Origin of the sequence: Mycobacterium sp. (assembly GCF_049585075.1) — a bacterium.
Classification (GTDB): domain Bacteria; phylum Actinomycetota; class Actinomycetes; order Mycobacteriales; family Mycobacteriaceae; genus Mycobacterium.
In genome coordinates this window covers 1-25,605 of record NZ_JBAUZA010000498.1, presented here as the reverse complement: position 1 = coordinate 25,605, position 25,605 = coordinate 1, and the positions used below count along the sequence as shown (strand labels likewise).

At 64.5% G+C, this 25,605-nt stretch carries 21 protein-coding genes and 1 other RNA gene; 10 read left to right on the top strand and 12 right to left on the bottom strand.

The genetic code is table 11. The annotated features are described in order from the left end of the window. The 5 genes from sucB to WB785_RS23460 form a co-directional block, all read left to right on the top strand. On the top strand, positions 1-986 hold a 986-nt coding region (gene sucB, locus WB785_RS23480), incomplete at its 5' end, for a 2-oxoglutarate dehydrogenase, E2 component, dihydrolipoamide succinyltransferase (protein ID WP_424082294.1). A gap of 5 nt (positions 987-991) precedes the next feature. Further along, positions 992-1,903 carry a TIGR01777 family oxidoreductase gene (locus WB785_RS23475; protein WP_424082292.1) on the top strand — a complete coding sequence of 304 codons (912 nt, stop codon included), beginning with the start codon at positions 992-994 and terminating at the stop codon, positions 1,901-1,903. An 18-nt stretch (positions 1,904-1,921) separates the two neighbouring features. Next, positions 1,922-2,620 carry a lipoyl(octanoyl) transferase LipB gene (gene lipB / locus WB785_RS23470; protein ID WP_424082291.1) on the top strand — a complete coding sequence of 233 codons (699 nt, stop codon included), beginning with the start codon at positions 1,922-1,924 and terminating at the stop codon, positions 2,618-2,620. Then, positions 2,617-3,549, top strand: a complete 933-nt coding sequence (gene lipA / locus WB785_RS23465) for a lipoyl synthase (protein ID WP_424082290.1) — start codon at positions 2,617-2,619, stop codon at positions 3,547-3,549. The genes lipB and lipA overlap by 4 nt, the downstream gene beginning before the upstream one ends. 5 nt (positions 3,550-3,554) lie before the next feature. Continuing rightward, positions 3,555-4,307 carry a DUF4191 domain-containing protein gene (locus WB785_RS23460; RefSeq protein WP_424082288.1) on the top strand — a complete coding sequence of 251 codons (753 nt, stop codon included), beginning with the start codon at positions 3,555-3,557 and terminating at the stop codon, positions 4,305-4,307. Between the two features lies 1 nt (position 4,308). Here WB785_RS23460 and WB785_RS23455 read toward each other — a convergent pair whose 3' ends face one another. Then, positions 4,309-4,773 carry an RDD family protein gene (locus WB785_RS23455; protein WP_424082286.1) on the bottom strand — a complete coding sequence of 155 codons (465 nt, stop codon included), beginning with the start codon at positions 4,771-4,773 and terminating at the stop codon, positions 4,309-4,311. A 198-nt stretch (positions 4,774-4,971) separates the two neighbouring features. On the opposite strand from WB785_RS23455, the gene glnA (WB785_RS23450) reads away from it, so the two are divergent. The 3 genes from glnA (WB785_RS23450) (at position 4,972) to WB785_RS23440 (ending at position 8,509) form a co-directional block, all read left to right on the top strand. Beyond that, positions 4,972-6,408 carry a type I glutamate--ammonia ligase gene (gene glnA, locus WB785_RS23450; protein WP_424082302.1) on the top strand — a complete coding sequence of 479 codons (1,437 nt, stop codon included), beginning with the start codon at positions 4,972-4,974 and terminating at the stop codon, positions 6,406-6,408. 161 nt (positions 6,409-6,569) lie between these two features. After that, positions 6,570-8,024 carry an aldehyde dehydrogenase family protein gene (locus WB785_RS23445; RefSeq protein ID WP_424082284.1) on the top strand — a complete coding sequence of 485 codons (1,455 nt, stop codon included), beginning with the start codon at positions 6,570-6,572 and terminating at the stop codon, positions 8,022-8,024. Positions 8,025-8,041: 17 nt separating this feature from the next. Continuing rightward, a complete protein-coding gene (locus WB785_RS23440) occupies positions 8,042-8,509 on the top strand; it encodes a DoxX family protein (protein ID WP_424082282.1) in 468 nt (155 codons plus the stop codon). Here WB785_RS23440 and WB785_RS23435 read toward each other — a convergent pair. From WB785_RS23435 to WB785_RS23395, 9 genes are all read right to left on the bottom strand, one after another. Next, a complete protein-coding gene (locus WB785_RS23435) occupies positions 8,469-9,575 on the bottom strand; it encodes an epoxide hydrolase family protein (protein ID WP_424082280.1) in 1,107 nt (368 codons plus the stop codon). The two genes, WB785_RS23440 and WB785_RS23435, sit on opposite strands and share 41 nt — an antisense overlap. Positions 9,576-9,645: 70 nt before the next feature. Then, positions 9,646-9,879: a hypothetical protein gene (locus tag WB785_RS23430; RefSeq protein WP_424082278.1), complete on the bottom strand. Its 234-nt coding sequence runs from the start codon at positions 9,877-9,879 to the stop codon at positions 9,646-9,648. Between the two features lie 59 nt (positions 9,880-9,938). Next, positions 9,939-10,799, bottom strand: coding sequence for a TIGR03619 family F420-dependent LLM class oxidoreductase (locus tag WB785_RS23425; RefSeq protein WP_424082300.1), 861 nt, complete (start codon positions 10,797-10,799; stop codon positions 9,939-9,941). After that, positions 10,796-11,428 (bottom strand): PaaI family thioesterase, encoded by a 633-nt coding sequence (locus WB785_RS23420; protein WP_424082276.1) that lies wholly within the window; start codon positions 11,426-11,428, stop codon positions 10,796-10,798. Before WB785_RS23420 ends, WB785_RS23425 begins: the two co-directional genes overlap by 4 nt. After that, on the bottom strand, positions 11,425-14,403 hold the full coding sequence (locus WB785_RS23415) for a bifunctional [glutamine synthetase] adenylyltransferase/[glutamine synthetase]-adenylyl-L-tyrosine phosphorylase (RefSeq protein ID WP_424082274.1): 2,979 nt from the start codon (positions 14,401-14,403) through the stop codon (positions 11,425-11,427). The genes WB785_RS23420 and WB785_RS23415 overlap by 4 nt, the downstream gene beginning before the upstream one ends. Before the next feature lie 61 nt (positions 14,404-14,464). Next, positions 14,465-15,802: a type I glutamate--ammonia ligase gene (gene glnA, locus WB785_RS23410; protein WP_424082272.1), complete on the bottom strand. Its 1,338-nt coding sequence runs from the start codon at positions 15,800-15,802 to the stop codon at positions 14,465-14,467. Positions 15,803-15,840: 38 nt separating this feature from the next. Further along, the gene (locus WB785_RS23405) at positions 15,841-17,349 is read right to left on the bottom strand and encodes an alpha/beta hydrolase (protein ID WP_424082298.1); all 1,509 of its coding nucleotides are present in this window, start codon (positions 17,347-17,349) and stop codon (positions 15,841-15,843) included. 80 nt (positions 17,350-17,429) lie between these two features. Then, positions 17,430-18,998 carry an alpha/beta hydrolase gene (locus WB785_RS23400; RefSeq protein ID WP_424082270.1) on the bottom strand — a complete coding sequence of 523 codons (1,569 nt, stop codon included), beginning with the start codon at positions 18,996-18,998 and terminating at the stop codon, positions 17,430-17,432. Positions 18,999-19,059: 61 nt separating this feature from the next. After that, positions 19,060-20,448: a WS/DGAT/MGAT family O-acyltransferase gene (locus tag WB785_RS23395; protein WP_424082268.1), complete on the bottom strand. Its 1,389-nt coding sequence runs from the start codon at positions 20,446-20,448 to the stop codon at positions 19,060-19,062. A gap of 184 nt (positions 20,449-20,632) precedes the next feature. Between WB785_RS23395 and panB the strand changes: the two genes are divergently transcribed. Both panB and WB785_RS23385 read left to right on the top strand, forming a co-directional pair. Then, on the top strand, positions 20,633-21,472 hold the full coding sequence (panB, locus tag WB785_RS23390; protein ID WP_424082296.1) for a 3-methyl-2-oxobutanoate hydroxymethyltransferase: 840 nt from the start codon (positions 20,633-20,635) through the stop codon (positions 21,470-21,472). A gap of 17 nt (positions 21,473-21,489) precedes the next feature. Continuing rightward, entirely contained in the window at positions 21,490-22,986 is a 1,497-nt protein-coding gene (locus WB785_RS23385) for a CHAD domain-containing protein (RefSeq protein ID WP_424082266.1), read from the top strand. Between the two features lie 1,081 nt (positions 22,987-24,067). Here WB785_RS23385 and rnpB read toward each other — a convergent pair. Together rnpB and WB785_RS23375 are read right to left on the bottom strand one after the other, a co-directional pair. Then, an RNA gene (gene rnpB, locus WB785_RS23380) (RNase P RNA component class A) lies at positions 24,068-24,453 on the bottom strand. 175 nt (positions 24,454-24,628) lie between these two features. Continuing rightward, positions 24,629-25,605: alkaline phosphatase family protein (locus WB785_RS23375; RefSeq protein ID WP_424082264.1), on the bottom strand; the 977-nt coding region annotated here is incomplete at its 5' end.

The window sequence follows — 25,605 nt, the reverse complement described above, 5'->3', positions numbered from 1 at the left end:
GCCCCGATCACGTGCCGGCCGCTGGCCCGTCAAGCGCTCCGTACGTCACACCGCTGGTCCGAAAGTTGGCCGCCGAGAACAACATTGACCTTACCGAGGTGAGCGGGACCGGAGTCGGTGGGCGTATCCGCAAACAGGATGTGCTGTCGGCCGCGCAGCAGAAAGAAGGAGCCAAAACAGCTCCGGCCGCCGCGGCGCCAGCGGCTGCGGCTCCGTCCGCCCCGAAACCGAGCGTCCCGACCCCGGCGCCCGCGCTGGCACATCTGCGGGGAACCACCCAGAAGGCCAGCAGGATTCGCCAGATCACCGCGAAGAAGACCAGGGAATCGCTGCAAGCCACCGCGCAGCTCACCCAGACCCATGAAGTCGATATGACCCGGATCGTGGCGCTGCGCGAAAAAGCCAAGCGCGCCTTCGCCGAACGGGAGGGTGTGAACCTGACCTTCCTGCCGTTCATCGCACGCGCCGTCATCGATGCGCTCAAGGCCCACCCGAACGTCAATGCCAGCTACAACGAAGACACCAAGGAGATCACTTACTACGACGCCGAGCATCTTGGCTTCGCCGTTGACACAGAGCAGGGCCTGCTCTCCCCCGTCGTCCACAACGCCGGTGACCTGTCACTAGCTGGGTTGGCGCGCGCGATCGCCGACATCGCCGGCCGCGCCCGGTCGGGAGACCTCAAACCCGACGAGCTGTCCGGAGGGACCTTCACGATCACCAACATCGGCAGCCAGGGCGCGCTTTTCGACACCCCGATCCTGGTGCCGCCGCAGGCTGCGATGCTGGGCACCGGCGCCATCGTCAAACGGCCACGCGTCGTCGTCGATGACACCGGCAACGAATCGATCGGGGTGCGCTCGATCTGCTACCTGCCGCTGACCTATGACCACCGGCTGATCGACGGCGCCGACGCAGGGCGGTTCCTGACGACCATCAAGCATCGGCTCGAAGAAGGCGCGTTCGAAGCAGACCTGGGACTGTAGCTAACGTGGCCAATGCCGTCATCGCGATCGCGGGATCATCCGGGCTGATCGGCTCGGCGTTGGTGACGGCGCTGCGCGCGGCGGACCATCGGGTTCTGCGGATCGTGCGCCGCACTCCGGCGAATGCCGGTGAGCTGCACTGGGATCCGGACAGTGGCGAATTCGACGCCGGTGCATTGAGCGGAGTCGACGCCGTGGTGAATTTGTGCGGCATCAACATCGGGCAGCGGCGGTGGTCAGGGGCGTTCAAACAAAACCTGCGCGATAGCCGCATCACGCCAACCGAAGTGTTGTCCACCGCGGTCGCCGACGCCGGAATCGGCGTGCTGGTCAATGCCAGCGCGGTCGGCTTCTACGGTGACACCAGAGATCGGGTGGTCGTCGAAACCGATTCGGCCGGAACGGGTTTCCTGGCCCAATTGTGTAAAGACTGGGAAGCGGCCACCGCGCCTGCCCGGCACGCCGGCGCCCGTGTTGTGCTGGCCCGCACCGGATTGGTGCTGGCCTCTTCCGGCGGAGCGCTACGTCGGTTGCGGCCGCTGTTCTCGGTGGGACTTGGCGCCCGCCTGGGTAACGGCCGCCAGTACATGTCGTGGATCAGCCTCGAGGATCAGGTCCGAGCTCTGCAGTTCGCGATCTCCGATAGCCGGATCTCCGGCCCGGTGAACATCACCGGCCCGGCACCCGTCACCAACGCGGAATTCACCACGGCACTGGGCCGAGCAGTGAACCGGCCCACCCCGCTATTGATGCCGGGATTCGCCGTACGTGCCGCGCTGGGCGAGTTCGCCGACGAAGGCCTGCTGACCGGGCAACGCGCCATCCCGGCCGTGCTCGAACGCGCGGGTTTCGAGTTCCACCACAACACCGTTGGTGAGGCACTGCGGTACGCCACCGCAAGGCCCGATGTCGCCTGAGCGCGTAACCTCTGCCGTGTGAGTTCTATCCGCTCGAGCGCGGCCCCGATCGCTGTCCGTCAACTGGGCACCGTCGACTACAGGGTTGCGTGGCAGCTGCAACGTGAGCTGGCCGACGCCCGGATGGCGGGCGGCACCGATGCACTGCTGCTGCTCGAACACCCGGCGGTCTACACCGCTGGACGCCGCACGTCCGCCGACGAACTCCCAACGGACGGTACGCCTGTCATCGAAACCGACCGTGGCGGCAAGATCACCTGGCACGGCCCCGGCCAACTCGTCGGCTATCCGATCGTCACGCTTGCCGAGCCGCTGGATGTGGTCAATTACGTTCGGCGCATTGAGGAATCGCTGATCAAGGTCTGCACCGGGCTGGGTTTGGCAGTGGGCCGGGTCGACGGCCGATCCGGGGTATGGTTGCCGGCCGGCGGTGGCAGGCCCGCACGCAAGGTCGCCGCCATCGGCGTACGGGTCTCGCGGGCGACGACGCTGCATGGGTTCGCGCTCAACTGCGACTGCGACCTGGGCGCGTTCGAAAGGATTGTGCCGTGCGGCATCACCGACGCCGGCGTGACGTCGATATCGAACGAACTGGGTCGCCGGGTCGGCGTCGACGACGTCCGGTCCGCGGTCGCCGAGGCGGTGTGCGACGCCCTGGACGGCCGGCTGGTGGTTGGGCCGCAGCCGATGCCGGTCCGCGTAGCATCGACATCGTGACCGTCACCCCCGAGGGTCGGAAGCTGCTGCGTCTGGAAGTACGTAACGCGCAGACCCCGATCGAGCGCAAACCGCCGTGGATCAGGACGCGGCTGCGGATGGGTCCGGAGTACACCGAGCTGAAAAACCTGGTCCGGCGCGAGGGCCTGCACACCGTCTGCGAGGAGGCCGGTTGTCCCAACATCTACGAATGTTGGGAAGACCGCGAAGCCACCTTCCTGATCGGCGGTGAGGTATGCACTCGTCGTTGTGACTTCTGCCAGATCGACACCGGCAAGCCTGTCCCCCTGGACCGCGACGAACCGCGACGGGTGGCCGAAAGCGTGCAGGCGATGAGCCTGCGGTATTCGACCGTCACTGGAGTGGCCCGCGATGACCTGCCCGACGGCGGCGCATGGCTCTATGCCGAGACCGTGCGCGCGATCAAGAGACTCAACCCGTCCACCGGCGTCGAGCTGTTGATCCCCGATTTCAACGGCGATCCCGACCGGCTGCGAGAAGTCTTTGAATCTACGCCGGAAGTGTTGGCGCACAACGTCGAAACCGTGCCGCGCGTGTTTAAGCGAATCCGCCCGGCCTTCTCCTATCGGCGAAGCCTCGGCGTGCTCACCGCGGCGCGAGAGTTCGGGCTGGTCACCAAGAGCAACCTGATTCTCGGGTTGGGTGAGACGCCCGAGGAGGTGCGCACGGCGCTAACCGATCTGCTTGAGGCCGGGTGCGACATTGTCACGATCACCCAATATTTGCGCCCGTCGGCGCGCCATCATCCCGTCGAGCGCTGGGTCCCTCCCGACGAGTTTGTGGAGTATTCGGACTACGCCGAACAATTGGGCTTCGCCGGCGTGCTGGCCGGGCCGCTGGTGCGCTCGTCATACCGGGCCGGGCGGCTCTACCGGCAGGCTGTCCAGGCTCGCCCGCCCGTATCCTGAAGCCTATGGCGAAACTCCGTGATGCCAAGGCGACCAAGGCCGCCAGGGCCGAAGCGAAAGCGGCCCGCAAAGCAGCTGGCAAAGAGCGCCGTAGTCAGCTCTGGCAAGCGTTCAACATGCAGCGCCAAGAGGACAAGCGGCTAATCCCGTACATGATCGGCGCGTTCCTGCTGATCGTGGGCGTTTCGGTGGCGGTCGGGGTGACGACCGGCGGGTTCACCATGCTCACCATGATTCCGCTGGGCGTGGTGCTCGGCGTTCTGGTGGCGTTCATCATTTTCGGTCGGCGCGCGCAGCGGTCGGTCTACCGCAAGGCCGAGGGCCAAACCGGCGCCGCTGCCTGGGCGCTAGATAATCTGCGCGGCAAGTGGCGCGTCACCCCGGGTGTGGCGGCGACCGGCCATTTCGACGCCGTGCACCGGGTGATCGGCCGGCCCGGGGTCATCCTGGTGGCTGAGGGCTCGCCGGCGCGGCTTAAACCGCTGCTTGCCCAGGAGAAGAAGCGCACCGCCCGGCTGGTCGGCGAGATCCCGATCTACGACATCATCGTCGGCAACGGCGACGGAGAAGTTCCACTGGCCAAGCTCGAACGCCACCTCACCCGGCTGCCGGCCAATATCACTGCCAAGCAGATGGACTCGTTGGAATCGCGGCTGAGCGCGCTGGGTTCCCGGGCCGGGACGGCGGCGATGCCCAAGGGCCCACTGCCCGGCACCGCGAAGATGCGCGGCGTCCAGCGAACCGTGCGCCGCCGGTAAGTCAGCGCCGCACGATGGCGGTGGCGGTCAGGCGATCGTGCAACCCGCGACCGTCGGCGTCGACGAACAGCGCCGGTATGACGAACGCGATCAGCACGCCGCGCACCACGGCGCGACCCACCCCGACGTGTAGCCGTTCGTCGACGGACGCCACCTGAAGTCCCAGCGCGAACTGGCCAGGGGTGAACCCGAACAACCGGACGGCGAGTACTCCCAGCACCAACCAGATGAGCAACACTGCCGACGACAGCCATCGCGGGGAGATCAGCCCGAACGTCATACCGAGTGCGGCCAAGCCGTAAGCGAGCAACCAGTCAACGAGCAGCGCGACCAACCGGCGACCAAGCCGGGCCAGCGAACGCGAGCCGCGTTCGGGCAAACCGAGGCGCTCGCCCGGGTATTGCTGCTCCGACCCGGACTCGAGTGGCCCAGGGCCGGACAGCCAAGATACGATGCTGCGGGCCATCACCCCACAATAAGGTGAGGCCTGCCAACGCTGGGCGGCGAAACGCGCCGTCGCGTAACGTCGGCGCAACGCAGGGTTGACCCTCGGGAAATCTTGCCTCCATAGCGTCTGGTCGAATCGGCCAGTCAGGGCCAGTAAAGGAGAGCGCTTTTAATGACGACAGTAGATTCGAAGCCCGCTGCAAAGGAGAGCGCTACGGTGTCCGAAAAGACGGCCGATGACATCCTCAAACTCGCCAAGGATGAGAAAGTCGAATTCGTCGACGTCCGGTTCTGTGACCTGCCCGGCATCATGCAGCACTTCACAATTCCGATTTCATTTTTCGACGCGAGCACCTTCGAGGAGGGGATCGCCTTCGACGGCTCCTCGATTCGTGGGTTCCAGGCGATCCACGAATCCGACATGTTGCTACTGCCCGACCCGGACACCGCGCAGATCGACCTGTTCCGCGAAGCCAAGACGCTGAACCTCAACTTCTTCGTGCACGACCCGTTCACCCTCGAGCCGTACTCACGGGACCCACGCAACGTCGCCCGCAAAGCGGAGACCTACCTGAGGAGCACCGGCATCGCCGACGCCGCGTACTTCGGCGCCGAGGCCGAGTTCTACATCTTCGACTCGGTGAGCTTCGACTCGCGCACCAACGGCTCGTTCTACGAGGTCGACGCGATCTCGGGTTGGTGGAACACCGGTGAGCCGACCGAGACCGACGGCAGTCCCAACCGCGGTTACAAGGTCCGCCCCAAGGGTGGCTACTTCCCGGTTGCCCCGGTCGACCACTACGTCGATCTGCGCGACAAGATGCTGACGAACCTGATCACGGCCGGCTTCAGCCTGGAGAAGGGCCACCACGAGGTGGGCACCGGCGGTCAGGCCGAGATCAACTACAAGTTCAACACGCTGCTGCACGCGGCCGACGACTTGCAGCTGTACAAGTACATCGTCAAAAACACCGCGTGGCAGCACGGCAAGACCGTCACGTTCATGCCCAAGCCGCTGTTCGGTGACAACGGCTCCGGCATGCACTGCCACCAGTCGCTGTGGAAAGACGGCAGCCCGCTGATGTACGACGAGACGGGCTACGCTGGTCTGTCCGACACCGCCCGGCACTACATCGGTGGCCTGCTGCACCACGCGCCGTCGCTGCTGGCGTTTACCAACCCGACGGTGAACTCCTACAAGCGGTTGGTGCCCGGCTTCGAGGCCCCGATCAACCTGGTCTACAGCCAGCGCAACCGTTCGGCCTGCGTGCGGATCCCGATCACCGGCAGCAACCCGAAGGCCAAGCGGCTGGAGTTCCGCTGCCCCGACTCGTCAGGCAACCCGTACCTGGCATTCTCGGCCATGATGATGGCGGGCCTGGACGGCATCAAGAAGAAGATCGAGCCGCTGACGCCGGTTGACAAGGACCTCTACGAGCTGCCGCCGGAAGAGGCCTCCAACATCCCGCAGGCTCCGACCTCACTGTCCGCGGTGATCGATCGCCTAGAGGCAGACCACGAATACCTCACCGAGGGAGGCGTTTTCACGCCCGACTTGATCGAGACGTGGATCAGCTTCAAGCGCGAGAACGAAATCCTGCCGGTCCAGGTGCGCCCGCACCCGTACGAGTTCGCGCTCTACTACGACGTGTGAGTCGGCTAACCCGCTAGACGAAACCACCCGCGCCGCAACGGCAGCGCGGGTGGTTTCGTATCTGCGGTCGATTTCAAGCCGGCCATCAATCACCGATCTTGACCAGGCAGTGTCGTGGATGCTAAGCAGGTGCTCAGCATTCACGCTATGGAAGGGATCAGATGACGCTGCAGACGGTATTGGACGACCTCCGTAAGCGCCCCGGCGCCGGCGAGGTTATTCAGGTCATCGACCCCGCAACCGAGGAGCCGATCACCGAATTCACCGACTGCGGGCCGGAAGCGGTCAACGACGCGGTCGCGCGGGCGAAAGCATCTTTCGAGTCCGGCGTCTGGTCTGCGCTGCCGGGTCGCGAGCGGGCCAAGATCATGTGGCGCATCGGTGAGTTGATCGACGAGCACGCCGAAGAGTTCGCTCAGCTCGACTCGCTGAACACCGGCATGCCACTGATGCAGGCGCAGTTGCAGATGTCCACCTGTTCGGAGTTCTTCCGCTACTACGCCGGGTGGTGTTCGAAGCTCAACGGCGTGGCCTACGACGTGAAGACCGACGGCATCGCGACGGACACCTTCGTCAACATGCACGCCTACACCCTCAAGGAACCCTTTGGAGTGGTTGGGCTGATCTTCCCGTGGAACGGCCCGATCTTCAATGCGAGCGCAAAGCTCGCGCCGGCGCTCGCCGCCGGCTGCAGCATGCTCGTGAAACCCGCTGAAGAAACCCCACTTTCGGCCCTTTTGCTGGACAGATTGGTGCACGAGGCGGGCGTACCGGACGGTGTCGTCAATCTGCTGACCGGCTACGGCCACACCGCAGGCGCCGCGATCACCGCGCATCCCGGCGTCGAGAAGGTCGCCTTCACCGGGTCGACCGAGGTCGGCAAGGAGATCGTGCGGGCATCCGCCGGCAACCTGAAGAAGGTCATGCTCGAACTTGGCGGGAAGTCGCCGGTACTGATCTTCGACGACGCCGATATGGACAAGTGCATTTTGATGGCGTCTCTGGGCATCTTCGTGCATTCCGGCCAGGGCTGCGTGTGCGGGTCGCGGATCTTCGTGCAGCGCGGCGTGTACGACCAAGTCGTGGAAGGCATTGCGCTGATGGCGAATACGTTCAAGCTGGGCGCGCCCAGCGAGGAGGGCTGCGTCAGCGGCCCGCTGATCAGCCAGAAGCAGCTGACTCGCGTGATGGGCTTCATCGACGAAGGCCGCAGCGACGGCGTTGACGTGGTCACCGGCGGCTACCGCCTGGACCGCAAAGGGTACTTCGTGCACCCCACGGTGCTGACCAACGTCGATCCCGGGATGCGGCTGTATCAGCAGGAGATCTTCGGCCCGGTGGTCAGCATCCTGCCATTCGACGACGAGGACGAGGCCGTGGCGATGGCCAACGACACTACCTACGGCCTGGCGGCAACCGTCTGGACGGAAAACGTTGGCCGCGCCCACCGGATCGTCAAGCGGCTACAGGCGGGCAGCGTTCAGGTGAACTGCCAGTTGGTGTTTGACCACGATGTGCCGTTCGGCGGCTACAAGCAGTCCGGCTGGGGCCACGAGTTCGGCCGGGAGGGCATCGAGGCCTACATGAAGACGAAGTCGGTCTGGGCGCAGCTGTAAACACGTATCGTCGGCGCATGGCGCGAAATCTCGAGGCCCGGCTCAATTCGTACTATCCGATAGCCCTCACGGTCTTCCGGGTCATGTTCGGTCTGCTGTTCTTGTGCGACGGTCTGTCCAAGTTGATCGGCTGGCCGGCGCCTTTCACCGCGCCGGTCGGCCACTGGCCCGACTATTACGCGGGTTGGATCGAAACGATCACCGGCGCACTGATTGCCGTCGGCCTATTCACCCGCGAAGCCGCCTTCCTGGCATGCGGCGAGATGGCGGTCGCCTACTTCACCGCGCACCTGCCGCACGGCTTCTTCCCGATCAACAATCACGGCGAGGCCGCGGTGATGTACTGCTTTGCCTTCTTCCTATTGATCTTCACCGGCGGCGGCGTCTACGCACTCGATGCCCGGCGCGGTCGCTGGCGGTCGAGGGTTGCGCCCCGGCGAAGGTTCAGCGGACCGTCGCGAAGAACTTTCGGACGTCGTCGATGAACAAATCCGGCTGCTCGAACGCCGCGAAGTGCCCACCGCGCGGCATCGTCGTCCAGTGGGTGATGTTGTAGGCGGCCTCACACCAGCGTCGCGGGGTACGCAGAATTTCCTTGGGAAAAGAGGCGACGCCGCTGGGCAGTTCGACGCGGCCGTCGGTGATGAAGCTGTTGAAGCTTTCCCAGTACAGCCGCGCTGAGGATGCAGCGCTACCGGTGGCCCAATACAGCATCACGTTGTCGAGGAGTTCGTCGCGGCTGATTGCGTTTTCGGGATGCCCGTCGCAGTCCGTCCACGCCCAGAACTTCTCGACGATCCAGGCCAGTTGTCCGACCGGCGAGTCGGTGAGTCCGTAACCGAGGGTCTGCGGACGAGTGGATTGCTGCTTGGAATAGCCGGTTCCCCATTTGCTGTGCTCTGCGTATGCCGCCAGCGCTTGTTGCTCATCTTCGGTGAGATCGCCGCCGGACTCCGCCGCGGGCCGGGCGATTGGCATGTTCAAGTGGATTCCCACGCAGTGGCCACGGTTGCGGCCGATCTGCGTCGTGACCGCCGCTCCCCAGTCACCACCCTGCGCGCCGTAGCGCTCGTAGCCGAGGCGTCCCATCAGCGTCTCCCACGCCTGCGCGATCCGCCCGACGCCCCATCCGGTCGCCGACGGCTTGCCGGAGAACCCGTATCCGGGAAGAGACGGGCACACCACGTGGAACCCGGCCTCGACCAGCGGCTCGATCACCTTGTGAAACTCCACGATCGAGCCGGGCCAGCCGTGGGTGATCAGCAGCGGAAAAGCGTCCGCGTGCGGCGATCGCTGGTGAATGAAATGGATGTCCAGACCGTCGATTTCGGTGGTGAACTGATCGAAGCGGTTCAACGCGGCTTCTCGGGACCGCCAGTCGTAACCATCAGCCCAATATGACGCCAGCTCACGGGTATAGGCCAACGGGATGCCCTGGGTCCAGTCGTCGACACACTCGGCTTCCGGCCAGCGGGTGTGCGCCAGGCGGGTCTGCAGATCATCGAGAACGTCGGACGGGACATCGATGCGGAACGGCTTGACTTCAGGCATAGCGTGAATTGTGCAGGCGGAGATAACCGCCGCACCTGTTGCCCCCCGAATCAGCTGGACGCCGCAGGCGTCACAGAATGCGCCGAGGCGACCTGCCCATGTAGTAGCCGGCCGGGAAGGACATCTCGATCACTCGCAGCTGGTCGTTGGCATGCGACTCGAGCTCGAGGACCACGCAGCTCTCGTCGAAGGCTTTCGACTCGAGGACTGTGTAATGCTGGCCGCCACCGTGGACGTCGGTTATCGGGTCACCTGAGCGCAATGCCTCTACCGGCACTAATTCGGGGTTTCCGGTTTCCTCCACCCTTGACACGTTAGGCCAAACCAGCGGACGACGGAATAATTTCCTTTCCGCAATCCGCGTCAACCGTCCAGCGCGAGGTCCTTGCGGAACCTTTTCATGCCGTCGACTTTCTCGGCCAGGCTGGCATCCGGCCCGTTGTAGAACATCCATGGCATGGTCAGGATGCCGGTGATCCCGGCATCCCCGGCGCGCTGGTAGTCGGCGATGGTGATCGCATCCGTCAACGGTGTGAGGATGGTGAAATCGTCCATACCCAAACCATTTTCGGCCCGCAGCTCACGCAATCGCGCTGCAGCCGCAATGGCGCGGTCGGTCTTGATCAGGTCGCCGATCCAACCATCGTGGCGGGCCGCGCGGCGCAGCGCGGTCTCGCTCAGCCCACCGACATAGACCGGTATCCGCGGCGGCGTGGGTTCCATCTCCAACCGGGGCGTTTGATAGAAGTCGCCGTCGAAATCGGCCCAGCCCGCCGACCACAGTGTCCGCATCAGTTCGAGCATCTCGTCGGTGCGTTTGCCTCGATCCTTGAAGGGCTGCTCCATCAAGGCGAACTCGTCGGCACACCAGCCGACGCCAACACCGAGCTCAACCCGCCCGCCGGCCAGGTATGCCGCGGTTCCGATGGCCTTGGCCGCCGAATAAGGGTTGCGCATGGCCGGGATGTAGACCGTGGTGACGAACTTCAGCCGCGTCGTGACCTGGGCAAGCGCGCCGACCAGAACCCACGGATCAGGCCACTCGGTGAAGGGCTGCCATCGCCGCTGGCCGTCCTTGGTGTAGGGATACGGGGTGCTCAGGGTTTCCAGGTTGACGATGTGGTCGGGAATCCCGATGCCGTCATAGCCGAGGTCATCTGCGACCTTGGCGACCTCCACGATCTCGCGGGTATTCAAGTATGCGCTGCTGATGTAAAACTTCATCCGGCGTCCCGCGCCCATGCCGGCTTGATGAAGATCCCTTCCGCTTCGACGGTGATTCCTTCGGCGTTCGAAAGATGACCGGATACAAAGGATTTCACACCTTCGGTGCGCTCGATGGCGGCGTCAGCGCGAAGCCTGCCCAACGGGGTGCCGCGCACGAATCGCACGGTGAGTGTTCCGGTGAACAACGGTTTCGTCAGGCCCTCACTGGCGGCCTCGCCGAGGACATGGTCGAGGACCAGGGCGCATACGCCACCGTGCACCAGGCCGGGCGGCCCCTCGTAGGCCGTGTTGAGGGTGAACTCGCTCCAGCAGCGGGTGCCATCGTCCTCATGGTGGATCGTCAGCGGCGGCGCGATCGGGTTGCGCAGGCCGATCACCGCGTTGCTCCACACGACGGGCCGCCCGCCAACCGCGTAGCGCACCACCTGCGTCTCATCGCGCTGCTTGCTGCGCAGCGCGTCCGTCGCCGCCTGGATCGCGATCTGCGCGGCCTGGATGGCATCTTGGTCGGCCTCGGTACGAATGGTGGCCTCGATGAGCTCGCGCACGGTGTCGGTCAGCGGACCATACAATCCAGCGAGCCGATCATGCTCGTCGGCGCTCATCTCTTCGTAAGCCTGCGTCATTCACCGAAAACCTTGTGCACGACAGCTTTTGCACGTCGGGTCAGCCGCAAGTAGTGGTCCAGGAATGCGCCGCCGTCCCCGCTCCTTTCCCAGCCGGCGGCGACCGCGACAGTGTTGAGCTGACGTCCGGGTCCGGGCAGCTGATCTGTCGGCTTGCCCCGAACCAGGACCAGCGCGTTGCGGGCCCTGGTCACCGTCAGCCAGGTCTGCCGCAGCAGCTCGGCGTCCTCGGCGGAGATCAGTTCCGCGGCGGCGATGGCATCCAGGCTCTCCAGCGTGGAGGTGTTGTGCAACGCCTCGATCGCGTGGGCATGCCGTAACTGAAGCAGCTGCACAGTCCACTCGATATCGGCCAGTCCGCCGCGGCCCAGCTTGGTGTGGGTGTTGGGATCGGCCCCGCGCGGTAGCCGCTCGGAATCCACCCGGGCCTTCATGCGCCGGATTTCCAGCACCGCCTCCGCGGACACCCCACCGGCGGGATAACGGGTCTTGTCGGCCATCAACAGGAATCGCTGGCCCAGATCCGCGTCACCGGCGACCGCATCGGCCCGCAGCAACGCCTGGATTTCCCAGGGCTGCGCCCATTGCTCGTAGTACGCCTCGTATGACGCCAGCGTGCGGACCAGCGGACCGCTGCGGCCTTCTGGCCGCAGGTTGGCGTCGATCTCCAACGGCGGATCAGCACTTGCGGTGCCCAACAGCGCCCGCACCTGCTCGGCCACCGACACCGCCCAGCGCACCGCCTCCGAATCTTCGACCCCCGCGACGGCTTCGCAGACGAACAGCACGTCGGCGTCGGACCCGTAGCCCAGCTCGCGGCCGCCCAGCCGCCCCATTCCGATCACCGCGACGGCAGCCGGGGCTTTACCCGAGGAGGGCAGGTTGGCGCGGATCACCGCGTCCAGGGCTGCCTGCAGCACCGCAACCCACACTGAGGTGAGCGCCGCGCAGACCTCGGTGACCTTGAGCATGCCCAGCAGGTCGGCTGAGGCGACGCGGGCCAGCTCACGACGGCGCAGCGAGCGCGCGACGGCAATGGCCCGTACCGGATCGGTTTGCCGGGCCGCCGAGGCGACCAATGCACCGGCCACCGTCTCGGGGTCGACCTCAAGCAGTTTCGAGCCCGCCGGCCCGTCGCTGTAGTGCTGGATGATCTCCGGGGCGCGCATCAACAGGTCCGGCACGTACGCCGACGTGCCCAGCACATGCATGAGCCGCTTGGCGACCGCCGGCTTGTCCCGCAGCGTCGACAGATACCAACGCTGGTTGACCATCGCCTCGCTGATCCGGCGGTAGGCCAACAGCCCGCTATCCGGATCGGGGGTATCGGACAGCCAGTCCAGCAGCCTGGGCAGCAGCACCGATTGCACCCGACCGCGGCGACCGCTCTGGTTGATCAGCGCCGAGAGGTGGGTCATTGCACTTTGCGGAGCGTCGTAGCCGAGCGCGGCCAGCTGCCGTTCCGCCGCCGCTGGTGTCATACCGTGAGAGAACTCCAGGCCTTCCGGCGCAAGCGATTCCAGCAGCGGTTGGTAGAACAGCTTGGCGTGTAGTCGGGAGACGCGCAGATTGTGCCGCTTGAGCTCTTCGCGCAGCACGCCTAGCGCGTCGAAACGCCCGTCGGGTCGCATATGCGCGGCCCTCGCCAACCAGCGCAGCGCCTCGTCGTCGTCGAAGGCGGGCAACATATGCGTGCGTTTGAGTCGCTGTAACTGCAGCCGGTGTTCCAGCAGCCGAAGGAACTCGTAGGACGCGGTCAGGTTGGCGGTGTCGTCGCGGCCGACGTAGCCGCCGGTCCCTAGGGCGGCCAGCGCGTCCATCGTCGAAGCCACGTGCAGCGAATCGTCGGTGCGACCGTGCACCAGCTGGAGCAGCTGCACCGCGAACTCGACATCGCGTAGCCCACCGCTGCCGAGTTTGATCTCGCGACTTCGGATATCGGCGGGCACCAGCTGCTCCACCCGCCGCCGCATCGCCTGAACCTCGGGCACGAAATCTTCACGCTCACAAGCGGTCCAGACCATCGGCATCAACGCGGCGACATACTGCTTGCCCAATTCGGCGTCACCCGCGGCCGGCCGGGCTTTCAGCAGCGCCTGAAACTCCCAGGTCTTGGCCCAGCGCTGGTAGTAGGCGATATGCGAGTCGAGGGTGCGGACCAGTTCGCCTTGATTGCCCTCCGGGCGTAGCCCGGCGTCCACCTGGAAGAAGGCCTCAGACGCCACCCGCATCATCTCGCCGGCGACGCGGGCAGCGACCGCGTCGGCGTGCTCGGCGACGAAGATCACGTCGACGTCGCTGACGTAGTTCAGTTCGCGCGCTCCGCATTTGCCCATCGCGATGACAGCCAGCCGAGGCGGCGTGGCGTCGCCGCAGACTCCTGTCTCGGCGAGGGTCAGCGCGGCTGCCAATGCGGCGTCGGCGATGTCGCTCAGGTGGGCACCGACGGAGGTGAAAGAAAGCACCCGTTCGTTCTCGACGGTTGGCGCTAAATCCAGGGCGGCCAGCACCATCACCCGGTTGCGGTAGAGGATGCGCAGCCGCAACGGTACCGAGCTCAGGCCGTCTGAGGTGTCCGCGACGCACTCGGTAAAGGCGGCTCGCAGCTGCTCGGCGGACGGCAGCTTCACATCGCCCTGCAGCAGACGCCACGCCTGGGGATTGGCGATCAGGTGATCACCCAACGCCAGCGAAGACCCGAGCAGGGCGAACAGCCGACCACGCAGGCCGCGGTCGGTCGGCAGTGCCGCATTGAGCTCGTCCCAGTCGTCGCCGAGCGCATCGGCAAGCCGGATGATCGCGCATAAAGCGGCATCGGCGTCCGGTGCGCGCGACAGCGACCACAGCAGGTCGACATGCGCTTCGGTGTTCCAGCCCAGCTTCGCCAAGTTGGCGGCCGCGCGCGCGTCGACTAACCCGAGCCTGCCAACGCTGGGTACTTTCGACCGCTCCGTAACGGGTTGAACCACGACCACGACGGTAGCGCAGATTCCCTAGGACTTGACGAAGCGATCGCGCCACCGGGGCGCAAAGAACCTACAAGGAGATGTAAGTCTTCAGCTCGAAGGGCGTGACATTTCTGCGGTAGTTGGCCCACTCCTGGCGCTTGTTGCGCAAGAAGAAGTCAAAGACGTGCTCCCCCAAGGCTTCTGCGACCAGCTCGGAGCTCTCCATCGCACGAAGCGCTTCGTCGAGGCTGGACGGTAGCTCGCGGTAGCCCATCGCGCGGCGCTCCTCGGGCGTGAGGTCCCAGACATTGTCCTCGGCTTGCGGACCCAGCACATAACCCTTTTCGACGCCGCGCAGCCCGGCAGCCAGCAGCACGGCGAATGCCAGGTACGGGTTGCAGGCCGAGTCGGGGCTACGCACCTCGATACGTCGCGAGGAAGTTTTGCTCGGGCTGTACATCGGAATGCGAACCAAAGCCGACCGGTTGGCCGCCCCCCACGATGCGGCCGTAGGTGCCTCACCGCCGAGCACCAGCCGCTTATAGGAGTTGACCCACTGGTTGGTAACCGCACTGATCTCGCTTGCGTGCTCGAGAATCCCGGCGATGAACGACTTGGCGACATCGGAGAGTTGCAGCGGATCGTCGGGGCTGTGGAACGCGTTGACCTCACCCTCGAACAGGCTCATATGGGTGTGCATGGCCGAGCCGGGATATTGCCCAAATGGCTTGGGCATGAACGTCGCTCGCATCCGCTCTTCCAGCGCGACCTCTTTGATGACATAGCGGAACGTCATGACGTTGTCGGCCATCGACAAAGCATCGGCGAAGCGTAAATCGATCTCCTGCTGTCCGGGCGCGCCTTCGTGGTGGCTGAACTCCACCGAGATCCCCATGAACTCCAGCGCGTCGATCGCATAGCGGCGGAAGTTGGAGGCGGTGTGCACGGCCTGGTCGAAATAGCCGGCGTTGTCGGCCGGAATGGGCGTCGAGCCATCCTCGGGGCCCGGCTCGAGCAGGAAGAACTCGATTTCCGGATGCACATAGCAGGAAAAGCCGAGGTCGCTGGTTTTGCTCAGCTGACGACGCAGGACGTGGCGCGGGTCGGCCCACGACGGTGAGCCGTCCGGCATGGTGATGTCGCAGAACATCCGCGCCGAGTGGTGGTGGCCGGAGGCGGTGGTCCACGGCAGCACCTGGAAGGTGGACGGGTCGGGGTGGGCCACGGTGTCGGATTCCGAGACGCGGGCGAAGCCCTCGATGGAGGACCCGTCGAAGCCGATACCTTCCTCGAAAGCGCCTTCGAGTTCGGCGGGCGCGATCGCGACCGATTTGAGGGTGCCGAGAACATCGGTGAACCACAGCCGGACGAAGCGGATATCCCTCTCCTCCAGCGTGCGGAGCACGAATTCCTTTTGTCGGTCCATACCCGGAACAATATGCAAAGCCAGTTAACTCCGTGTTACTACCGCGCCGAACACCGCAAGTTTCCCGGCGATACCCCGTCGACTAGGTAGCTAACCACCGCCCCGTCGACGCATTGGTCGCCGTTGAATACCACCGTATGTTGGGTGGCCTCGTAGGTGATCAGTGCGGCGCCGAGTTCTCGGGCCAGGTTCACGCCGGCCTGATAGGGAGTGGCCGGGTCGTGGGTGGTGGAGACGACGACCACTTTGCCCGGCGCGACGGGCGCCGCCGGGGCGGGGGACGACGTAGCGGGCACCGACCAGAGCGCGCACAAATCGCGCGGCGCGTGCCCGGTGAACTGCCCGTAGGACAGAAACGGCGCAACCTCACGGATGCGGCGATCGGCATCGACCCAGGCCGCCGGATCGGTCGGCTCGGGCGCGTCGACGCAGCGGACCGCGTTGAACGCGTCCTGCGAGTTGTCGTAGTGCCCGTTGTCGTCGCGGTCGTAGTACTCGTCGGCCAGCATCAGCAGGTCGCCGGGATCGGTGCCGCGCTGCAGACCGAGCAGACCGCTGGTCAGGAATTTCCAGAACTGCGGGGTGTAGAGCGCGTTGATGGTGCCGGTGGCCGCGTCGGCGTAACTCAGCCCGCGTGGATCCGAGGTGTGGGCGGGCTTGTTCACCAGCGGATCGATCAGTTGGTGAAAGCGGCTGCCCCATTGGTTGGGGTCGGTGCCCAGCGGGCAGTCCGACGAGCGGGCGCAATCCGCCGCGTAATCGTTGAACGCAGTCTGAAACCCAGCCTGCTGGTTGATGTTCTCGTCGATTGGGCCCACGGCTGGGTCGATCGCGCCGTCCAGCACCATCGCCCGCACATGATCGCCGAACCGCTCGACGTATGCGGTGCCCAATTCTGTGCCGTAGCTGAAGCCGAGATAGTTGATTTGGTCGTCGCCCAGCGCCTGGCGCACCGCGTCCATGTCACGTGCGACCGACGCTGTCCCGAGGTTCTCCAAGAATGCCGAACCATTCCGGTTGAGGCAGCGCTGCGCTAGCTGTCGATAGACCTCTTCGATGTGCGTCACGCCCGGCGGGCTGTAGTCGACCATCGGTTCCCGGCGGTAAGCGTCGAATTCCGCGTCGGTCTGGCAGCGCAGCGGCGGCGTGGAGTGGCCGACACCGCGGGGATCGAATCCGACCAAATCGAAGCGGCGGCTGATTTCGGAGCCCGCCAGCTGCGCTCCCATCCCGGCGACCATGTCGACCGCCGACGCTCCGGGGCCACCCGGGTTGACCAGCAGTGCGCCGATCCGCGGACCGGTCGCCGGAATTCGGATGACGGCGAGCTGAGCTTGGCCCGCGCCAGGGTTGGCGTAGTCGATGGGAACCGGGACGGTCGTGCACTGCGCAGCGGGAACGTCGTCCGGGTGTTTGAGAAACCGCCCGCAGTTACCCCAGGTCAGGGTTGCTCGCGCCGTCGGCGCGATCGGGATGGTCGCTACGGCTGCCGCGATCGCCAGTACCAAAGAAAGCAGCGCAGAGAACAAACGTCTCATGCGCCACATGGCTGCCAATCGTCGCACGCCTCGGCCACGGGTAGTGATCCCCAAGGTCACACCTTGGTCTCGTTATCTCCTGCGCGGTCTTAGCATTTCGCCCCCTGCGGCGGCAGAGCGCCGTTGAGGAGGTAGGCCGTCGCGTAGTCGTCGACACAGCTGTCGCCCTGGAACACCACCGTGTGCTGGGTGCCGTCGTAGGTGAGCAGACCGCCGTGCAGCTGGTTGGCCAGGTCGACACCGGCTTGATACGGCGTCGCCGGATCACGGGTGGTCGACACCACCAGCGTCGGCGCCAGGCCGGGAGCCGAAATGGTGTGCGGCTTACTGGTCGGCGGTACCGGCCAGAACGCGCAGGTACCCAATGGGGCGTTGCCGGTGAATTTTCCGTAGCTCATGAACGGTGCAACCTGGCGCGAGCGGCGGTCTTCGTCGATGACCTTGGCTCGATCCTTGACCGGCAGATCGTCGACACAGTCGATCGCCACCCTGGCGTCAGTGGCGTCGGTGTAGTGACCGTGCTTGTCGCGGCGCATGTACAGATCGGCCAGTTCGAGCAGAGTGTCCCCGCGATGCTGGGCCAGCTCGGTCAATCCCTGGCTCAAGTGATGCCAGAAGGTCGGCGAATACAACGCCATGATCGTGCCGACGATCGCGTCGCTGTAGCTCAGACCGCGGGAATCTTTGGTGCGTGCCGGCCTGCCGACCATGAGATTGTTCTTGTCGACAAGCGGGTCAACCAAACTGTGGTAGACGGCAACCGCTTTGGCCGGGTCGGTGCCCAGCGGACACGACGAAGACTTGGCGCAGTCTTTCGCGAAGTCGTTGAACGCATCCTGAAAACCCTTGGCCTGCCGCAGGTCTGCTTCGATGGAGTTGGTATTCGGGTCCACGGCACCATCGAGGATCATCGCCCGGACATTCTTCGGGTATGCCTCGGCATAGGCGGCGCCCATTCGGGTTCCATACGAGTAGCCCAAGAACGTCAGTTTGCTGTCGCCCAGCGCTTCGCGGATGGTGTCCAAATCACGGGCGACGTCAACGGTTCCAATGTGCGCCAGAAAATTCTTGCCCATCTTGTCGACGCAACGGCCGACGAACTCTTTGGTCTCGGCCTCGATATGCGCTATGCCCGCCGGGCTGTAGTCGACTTGGGGCTCGGTGCGCAGCCGGTCGTTATCGGCGTCGGAGTTGCACCAGATCGCCGGTCGCGACGCCGCCACCCCGCGCGGATCGAAGCCGACCAGGTCGAACCGTTCGCGAATCCGCGGTGGAAGGGACTGCAGCAGGCCCAGCGCGGCCTCGATCCCCGACTCGCCCGGTCCACCGGGGTTGACGATCAGCGACCCGATCTTCTTTCTCGTCGCCGGAAACTTGATCAACGCCAACGTTGTGGCGTCGCCGTCGACGTGGCGGTAGTCGATGGGCACCGCCAGCTTGCCGCACTGCCCGTTACCGGGGATCTTGATTATCGAGGTCCCGCCGCCGCCGGCGACACGACACGGCCCCCACTCCACGGGCTGACCGATTCTCGGCCCGGCCAACCGTGCGCGCCCCGCAACGACGTGGGTGCAGCTCGCGACCGTCGCCACAACCACCGCCAGCACGGTCCAGATCAACATCGTGCGCGCGACCGTGTCGCGGCGAGGGATACCCATGCCCAACATGCTGCCATGCGCCGACGAGTGGTCGTGGTTGCCGCACGGGCGACGGGACGCCCTAATGGGTCGCGAGCAGCAGTTCTTCCATCCCGACGGCGAAGTCGTCGGCCAGTTCCCACAAGTCCGGCACCAGCTCCGGGCAGGCGATCAGGCCGACGTCGAGTTTGCCGTTGAGCGACATCACGGTGATGTTCAGGCCCGAGCCGTGGAAGATCGGCCCCAGCGGATACATCGCTTTGACCTCGTTGCCCAGCAGATACAGCGGCATCTGCGGACCCGGCACGTTGGAAATCACCAGGTTGTGCACCGGCTTTTTGGTCAGCCTGGTGCGGGCGTAAGCCCTCATCGCCAAACCGAACACCGCCGGCGCGGCGAACTGCGACCAGTCCTGCAGGAGTGTGGCGCTGATCGCCGAACTATGTTGCTTGGCAACAGAATTCGCTTCAGCGATGGACTTGATGCGTTCAGCGGGGTCGGCGATCTGGGTTTCCAGCCGGGAGAACATGCCCGAAACCTGGTTGCGCCCAGGGCGATCAGACCGGCCGTGCACAGATACCGGCACCATCGCCACCAACGACGAATCCGGCAGCTCGCCGCGGTCGAGCAAAAATTGCCGCAGCACACCGGACACGAGCGCCATCACCACGTCGTTGACCTTGACGTTGAAATGGCTCTTGACGGTTTTGATGTCCTCGAGATCCAGCTGCGCATACGCGACGTTGCGGTGTGCGGTGATGCTGGCGTTAAAGGCGGTCGGTGGCGCCCCGAACGGAGCAGCCATCGCCGAGCCGCTTCGTGCCCGAAGCACCGTTTCGAGTACCGACGACACCGTTTTCGGCAGCACACCGGCCAGCTGCAGCGGCCGCGATGCGAACTTTGCCAACCCGCTCACCGCGATCTGAATTTGGTTGGCGTCACCAGCCCCCTCCACCGGTTCGGGTGCCGGCGCATCGGGTTCGGTGCTGCATAGCTGCGACATCAGATTTGCGCCGGTGACGCCGTCCACGCAGGCGTGATGGACTTTGGTCATCACCGCAAGACGCCCACCTTGCTGGGCATCGGTGCCCGCCACACCCTCGATGACCCACATCTCCCACAACGGTCGACTGCGATCCAGCGGCAAACTGGCGATATGACCGCAGATCTCGGCCAACTCCATTCGCCCGCCCGGTGGCGGCAGTCCGATGCGGTGCAGGTGCCGGCTCACGTCGAAGTTGTTGTCGTCCGCCCAGACCGGATGATCCAGATTCAGCGGGCTATCAACGAGCTTCTCCCGAAACTGTGGCATTGCCTTGATTCGGACCGCCAATTCGTCACGCAGTCGGTCAAAGGTATAGCCGCCCGGCATCGTCGACGTATCGACGTCGAGAATCGAACAGACATGCAGCGGCTGCGATGGTGTCTCCAAATACAAGAAACTGGCGTCGAGTCCGCTTAGCCGTTGCATTCGCCGATGGTATGTCCGGGACCGCACGGCGGTCGACGGAATCGTCGCGATGGATATCGGTGTGAGGAAGTCCACTGAGCCGGGTGTGCATTTGCGCGGCCTCAGGTGGCAGACTAGTCAGGTCAGACGAACCCGGGGACCCTGCTGGGCCACGAGGATCGACCCGACCACACTAGGGACAATGATGTCTGAGCACGCTGTTTACGGGGCTCACCCCACCACTGCGCCGCGCACAAAGGTCCGCGTCCATCACCTGCAGAAGATGAAGGCCGAGGGCCACAAGTGGGCCATGCTGACGGCCTACGACTACTCCACTGCCAAAGTCTTCGACGAGGCCGGCATACCGGTTTTGCTGGTTGGGGACTCGGCCGCCAATGTCGTTTACGGTTACGACACCACAGTGCCGATCTCAATTGACGAGCTGATTCCGCTGGTGCGCGGCGTGGTGCGGGGCGCGCCGCACGCTCTGGTGGTGGCAGACATGCCATTCGGAAGTTACGAAGCCGGCCCGACGGCGGCGCTGAGCGCCGCGACCCGGTTCATGAAGGAAGCCGGCGCACATGCGGTCAAGCTGGAAGGCGGCGAGCGCGTGGCTGAGCAGATCGCCATCCTGACCGCCGCAGGTATCCCGGTGATGGCCCACATCGGCTTCACCCCGCAAAGCGTCAACACCCTCGGTGGTTTTCGGGTGCAAGGCCGCGGCGACGCCGCCGAACAAACCATCGCCGACGCGATCGCCGTAGCCGAGGCCGGTGCGTTCTCCGTGGTGATGGAGATGGTGCCGGCCGAGTTGGCCACCCAGATCACCGGCAAGTTGACCATCCCGACCGTTGGAATCGGAGCAGGGCCCAATTGCGATGCCCAGGTGTTGGTTTGGCAAGACATGGCTGGGCTGACCAGCGGCAAGACGGCCCGGTTCGTCAAGCTGTTCGGTGATGTCGGAAGCGAATTACGCCGCGCGGCAACCCAATACGCCGACGAAGTCGCCGCCGGAACCTTTCCCGCCGACGAGCACTGCTTCTAGAGGCGCCACAAGCGACGATGCCTGATAACGTCCCGAGCACGTCGCGTTATTTGGAAGTGGAACGCAAGTTCGACGTCGGCGAGTCCACCAGCTCACCATCGTTCGCCGGCATAGCGGACATCCTTCGGGTGGAGCGGCTAGCGACGCAGACCCTTGATGCTGTCTACTTCGATACGCCGGCGCGTGATTTGGCATCCAAACAAATCACGTTGCGCCGCCGCACCGGCGGTGAGGATGCCGGTTGGCACCTGAAGCTGCCGGCGGGAACCGATGCCCGCACCGAGGTGCGCGCACCGCTTAATGCCACGGACGGCAGCGACGACGAAAGCCACGAAGATGTGCCGACCGAGTTGGTAGACGTCGTGCTCGCAATCGTCCGGGACCGCCCGCTGAGACCGGTCGCGCGAATAACCACCACGCGGGGCGTCTACCACCTGCACGGCGCCGACGACGCAGTGCTGGCTGAATTCTGCGACGACCAGGTCACCGCCTCGCGGGCAGCCACCCCCGATGCGCCTCAAGTCGAGCAGCGATGGCGGGAGTGGGAGCTCGAACTCACCCAGCCCCAAGCGAATACCGAGCTGTTGGACAAGCTCACCGACCGGCTGCTCGGCGCCGGCGCAAGGCCGGCGGGCCACGGTTCCAAGCTGGCGCGGGTGCTCGGCACGACGCCGAATGAGCTGCCGGCGAGCGACTCGATACACCGGGCAGTGGCAGAGCAACTCGACGAGTTGCTGGCGTGGGATCGGGCCGTGCGCGCTGAGGCGGACGATGCCGTGCATCAAATGCGGGTGACCACTCGCAGGATGCGCAGCCTATTACAGGCGTCGCCGGATTCGTTTGCGCTCCCCGATGACACGTCGATCCTCCACGAGCTGCGCGAGCTGGCCAATACCTTGGGGGAAGCCCGCGACGCCGAAGTGTTGGCCGAGCGCTACCGCAACGCCTTAGACGAATTGCCGCCTGAGTTGGTCCGCGGCCCCGTCGCGGAACGATTGGTCGACGGCGCCGAATACCGCTATCGGACCGGGCTGCGGCATTCGTTGGCCGCGTTGCGTTCACCGCGATATTTCCGTCTGCTCGATGCCCTGGAAGCGGTGATCGCGACAGCCCCGCCGGCCGAAAAGGAGCCCGCCTCAGCACCGGTCGTCGCTGCCGGTAAGAAGGTGCGCAAGGCCGCCAAGGCCGCACGACGGGCCGGTGACGAAGATCGCGATGACGCGATACATCGAATCCGTAAGCGCGCCAAGCGGCTTCGCTACACCGCGGCTGCGACGGGTGCGGAGAAGGTGTCGAAGCGGGCGAAAGAAATACAGTCGCTGCTCGGCGATCACCAGGACAGCGTTGTCAGCCGCGAGCACTTGAGGCAGCAGGCCGAAGCCGCGCATGCCGCCGGCGAAGACACGTTCACCTACGGGCTGCTCTATCAGCAGGAATCAGATTCGGCACGCGAATGCCGAGAGCAATTAGAGCCGCCGCTACGGAAACTTTTCAAAGCACTGCGCAAGATGTGAAGCCGCAGGGCGGGCGAGTTGGCTTGTAAGCCGGATTCTGTTATCTGGTTGTTTGCTCGCCTTAGCTGCGTTGGCTGATCGACAACGCAGCAGGTCAGAGCGTTGGGTGTGTTGGCAGCTGAAAGCGATCGTCGAATCGAAACTCCTGCGGACTGACTGCGGACGCGCGGCCGACTGCAGTTCGCGCAATACGAGGAACAGGCCGATCGCGACGAAGATGTGCGGCGGTGGCCAGAACCAACCTAATGGGACGAATCCTAAATCCTCTGCGAGATTGTCCCGGGCGTTGTAGAACTTGGGGTGGCGGTCCCCCGCTCGAAGGCACGCGCTGCCATTGCCGAGGCCAGAAGGCGTTTACAGTGAAAGAGTCGTTGAGCAAGGCAATTAGATTACTTGTGGCACTAGGGGTTACGTTGTGGGTAATCCTCAATTCCCCTGTGGCCTGGGCCGGGCCGGGCGGCAACATTCCTGGCCCCGGCGTATGCGACTATCCCGGTGTTGGCGGAAGTACTTTCGAGGCGGGGGCCACGACGTACTACTGCGATTTTCCTACCGAAGAGAACAGCACGCACTGGCACTGCGAATATGGCGGATGGAACATGGGTGGTCCAGGTGGCAACGCCCCCGTCGGTGGAACTTTTGCGGGTTTTGGGTTAACCATTCCTGCAGGCGATTTCGGGGGTGCTAGCGGTAGTTGTTCATGGCGCTGGCCGGATAACACTATCGGCCCTGCACCGAACCCACCGGGCGCGTGGAAGAACTACTTGGTGCCCAAGCCGCCGCCGCCCGAACATCGATCACCCCCGACTCCACCGGCTGAGCCAGAGTCCGGGCCACCACCAGTAGCGAATCCTGGTCCCGGCGGTGAACCACAGACGCCGGCCTACACTAACCCGGCGTTTCCGAATCCCGGCAGGACTCAGAACCCGCCAAGTTAGCCTGTGGACACCTACAGCCATTTGTAGCCTGCCTCAGACGACCGGGCACGGGAGGCGATTGACTCGGTGCTGGGATCTACTGCGGACGCACTGCGGACGGAAACGACGCAGGATCGATGAACGTACAGGTCAACAAAGCAGGGCGGACGAGCTGGCCTGTAAGCCGGATTCTGTTCCGCGTCACTAGGTAGCGCGGCGGCGACCATCCATCTGGACACACCGTCACCGGGTGCCTCAAGCGGCCTACCCGCAGGCTCGGGCGAGCAGCCCTCTAACGCCTGCGCGACCGCACCGTAGTGCGGCCTTCTTGGCCTTGCTTCGGGTGGGGTTTGCCGAGCCATTCCGGTCACCCGGAATGCTGGTGCGCTCTTACCGCACCGTTTCACCCTTACCACCTCAAGGGCGGCGGTCTATTTTCTGTGGCACTTTCCCGCGAGTCACCTCGGATTGCCGTTAGCAATCACCCTGCTCTGTGAAGTCCGGACTTTCCTCGACTCGGTTAAAGAGCCGCGGCCGCCCGGCCAACTCGTCCGCGCTAGATACCGTACTCGCTGCGGAATCTGCAAGCCAGCGAGCAGCTATGCAGCTTGTAAGTCCGAGATCGCTATCCCGACGGAAAGGTCTTGAGCAAGCGGTGAGAACGATTGGCCCAAGGACTGTTTAAGCGCGCTGGCTCTGGGAGCAACGGCTCGGCACAATCACGGCTAACCAGCAGCGGCGCCTGCCACACCAACCCGTCCCACACTCAGGCCAGTCGGGCCGTCCCAGAACGCGTTCATGGGTTGGGCGTACATGTCGTTGGCAGTGAGCGGGGCCAGAGTTCCTGGCGTAGTACGCAAGGCGTCTTCAATAGTGGCCATCAGGCTGTACTGGTTGTAGTAGGCGTCGGTGGTGAAGGGGCCGGGTTGCATCCCCCCATTCGCCACGGCGTCCTGGTTCGGGATGACGATCATCGGAACGTTGTTGCCTTCGTTACCGAAGCCCAGTGACAGGTTGTTGTTGTCCTCGTCCCACGTGATGATGATCGCGTCCTTTTCGGTCGGGTCAGTCCACGTTGGCGAGTTTTCGATGGCGGACACCTCTTGCTGCAGGAACTGGTCGCCGGCCGCGACGTTGTACTGATGGTCCGTGAATTGGGTGGTAATGAATTGGGATAGGCCACCAAGAGTATTGACGGGGCCTTCCATGTTGTGGGCCTCGTCAGCAGCGATCCACGTGAATTCCGGGAAGGTGTTCGGGTCCTGGAGATCGGTGGACAACTCCGTCAGCGGCAGCAGGTGTTCCTGCAGGTAGGCGGGGGTGTTGTCGGCGACGTAGCTGAATTGGGCAAAGGGTAATTCGTCGACGGAGTAGTCACCCGATGACACGAGGTCACCCGGTGTGGGCATGCTCTGCGCGTAGCCGGCCCACGATATGCCCGCCTGATCCATTTCTTGCATGAGGTTGGGCGCGTTGATGCCGGCCAAGGTGGGGTTGTAGTCGATGCCGAAGTCCGATCCGCCCATGATCCGGATGTAGTTGGGGTCGCTAGGGTGGCCCAGCGCGTAGTAGTTGTCCGCATATCCGTTGCTGTTGATCAGGCTGTTGATGTACGGCGCGTTGGGGCTGCCGAGGATGTCGCCGGTGCCCTTGTTCTCCATGTAGATCAGGAACACGTGATCCAGGTGGCCGACGTCGGACG

Bases quoted from the DNA above. Each gene is read 5' to 3' on its own strand.
- WB785_RS23435 (WP_424082280.1), bottom strand. From the start codon at position 9,575: ATGCCTGAAGTCAAGCCGTTCCGCATCGATGTCCCGTCCGACGTTCTC.
- WB785_RS23420 (WP_424082276.1), bottom strand. From the start codon at position 11,428: ATGACGCAGGCTTACGAAGAGATGAGCGCCGACGAGCATGATCGGCTC.
- WB785_RS23400 (WP_424082270.1), bottom strand. From the start codon at position 18,998: ATGGGTATCCCTCGCCGCGACACGGTCGCGCGCACGATGTTGATCTGG.
- WB785_RS23385 (WP_424082266.1), top strand. From the start codon at position 21,490: ATGCCTGATAACGTCCCGAGCACGTCGCGTTATTTGGAAGTGGAACGC.
- panB (WP_424082296.1), top strand. From the start codon at position 20,633: ATGTCTGAGCACGCTGTTTACGGGGCTCACCCCACCACTGCGCCGCGC.
- WB785_RS23445 (WP_424082284.1), top strand. From the start codon at position 6,570: ATGACGCTGCAGACGGTATTGGACGACCTCCGTAAGCGCCCCGGCGCC.
- WB785_RS23395 (WP_424082268.1), bottom strand. From the start codon at position 20,448: ATGCAACGGCTAAGCGGACTCGACGCCAGTTTCTTGTATTTGGAGACA.
- glnA (WP_424082272.1), bottom strand. From the start codon at position 15,802: ATGGACCGACAAAAGGAATTCGTGCTCCGCACGCTGGAGGAGAGGGAT.
- WB785_RS23440 (WP_424082282.1), top strand. From the start codon at position 8,042: ATGGCGCGAAATCTCGAGGCCCGGCTCAATTCGTACTATCCGATAGCC.
- WB785_RS23460 (WP_424082288.1), top strand. From the start codon at position 3,555: ATGGCGAAACTCCGTGATGCCAAGGCGACCAAGGCCGCCAGGGCCGAA.
- WB785_RS23405 (WP_424082298.1), bottom strand. From the start codon at position 17,349: ATGTGGCGCATGAGACGTTTGTTCTCTGCGCTGCTTTCTTTGGTACTG.
- WB785_RS23425 (WP_424082300.1), bottom strand. From the start codon at position 10,799: ATGAAGTTTTACATCAGCAGCGCATACTTGAATACCCGCGAGATCGTG.
- WB785_RS23455 (WP_424082286.1), bottom strand. From the start codon at position 4,773: ATGGCCCGCAGCATCGTATCTTGGCTGTCCGGCCCTGGGCCACTCGAG.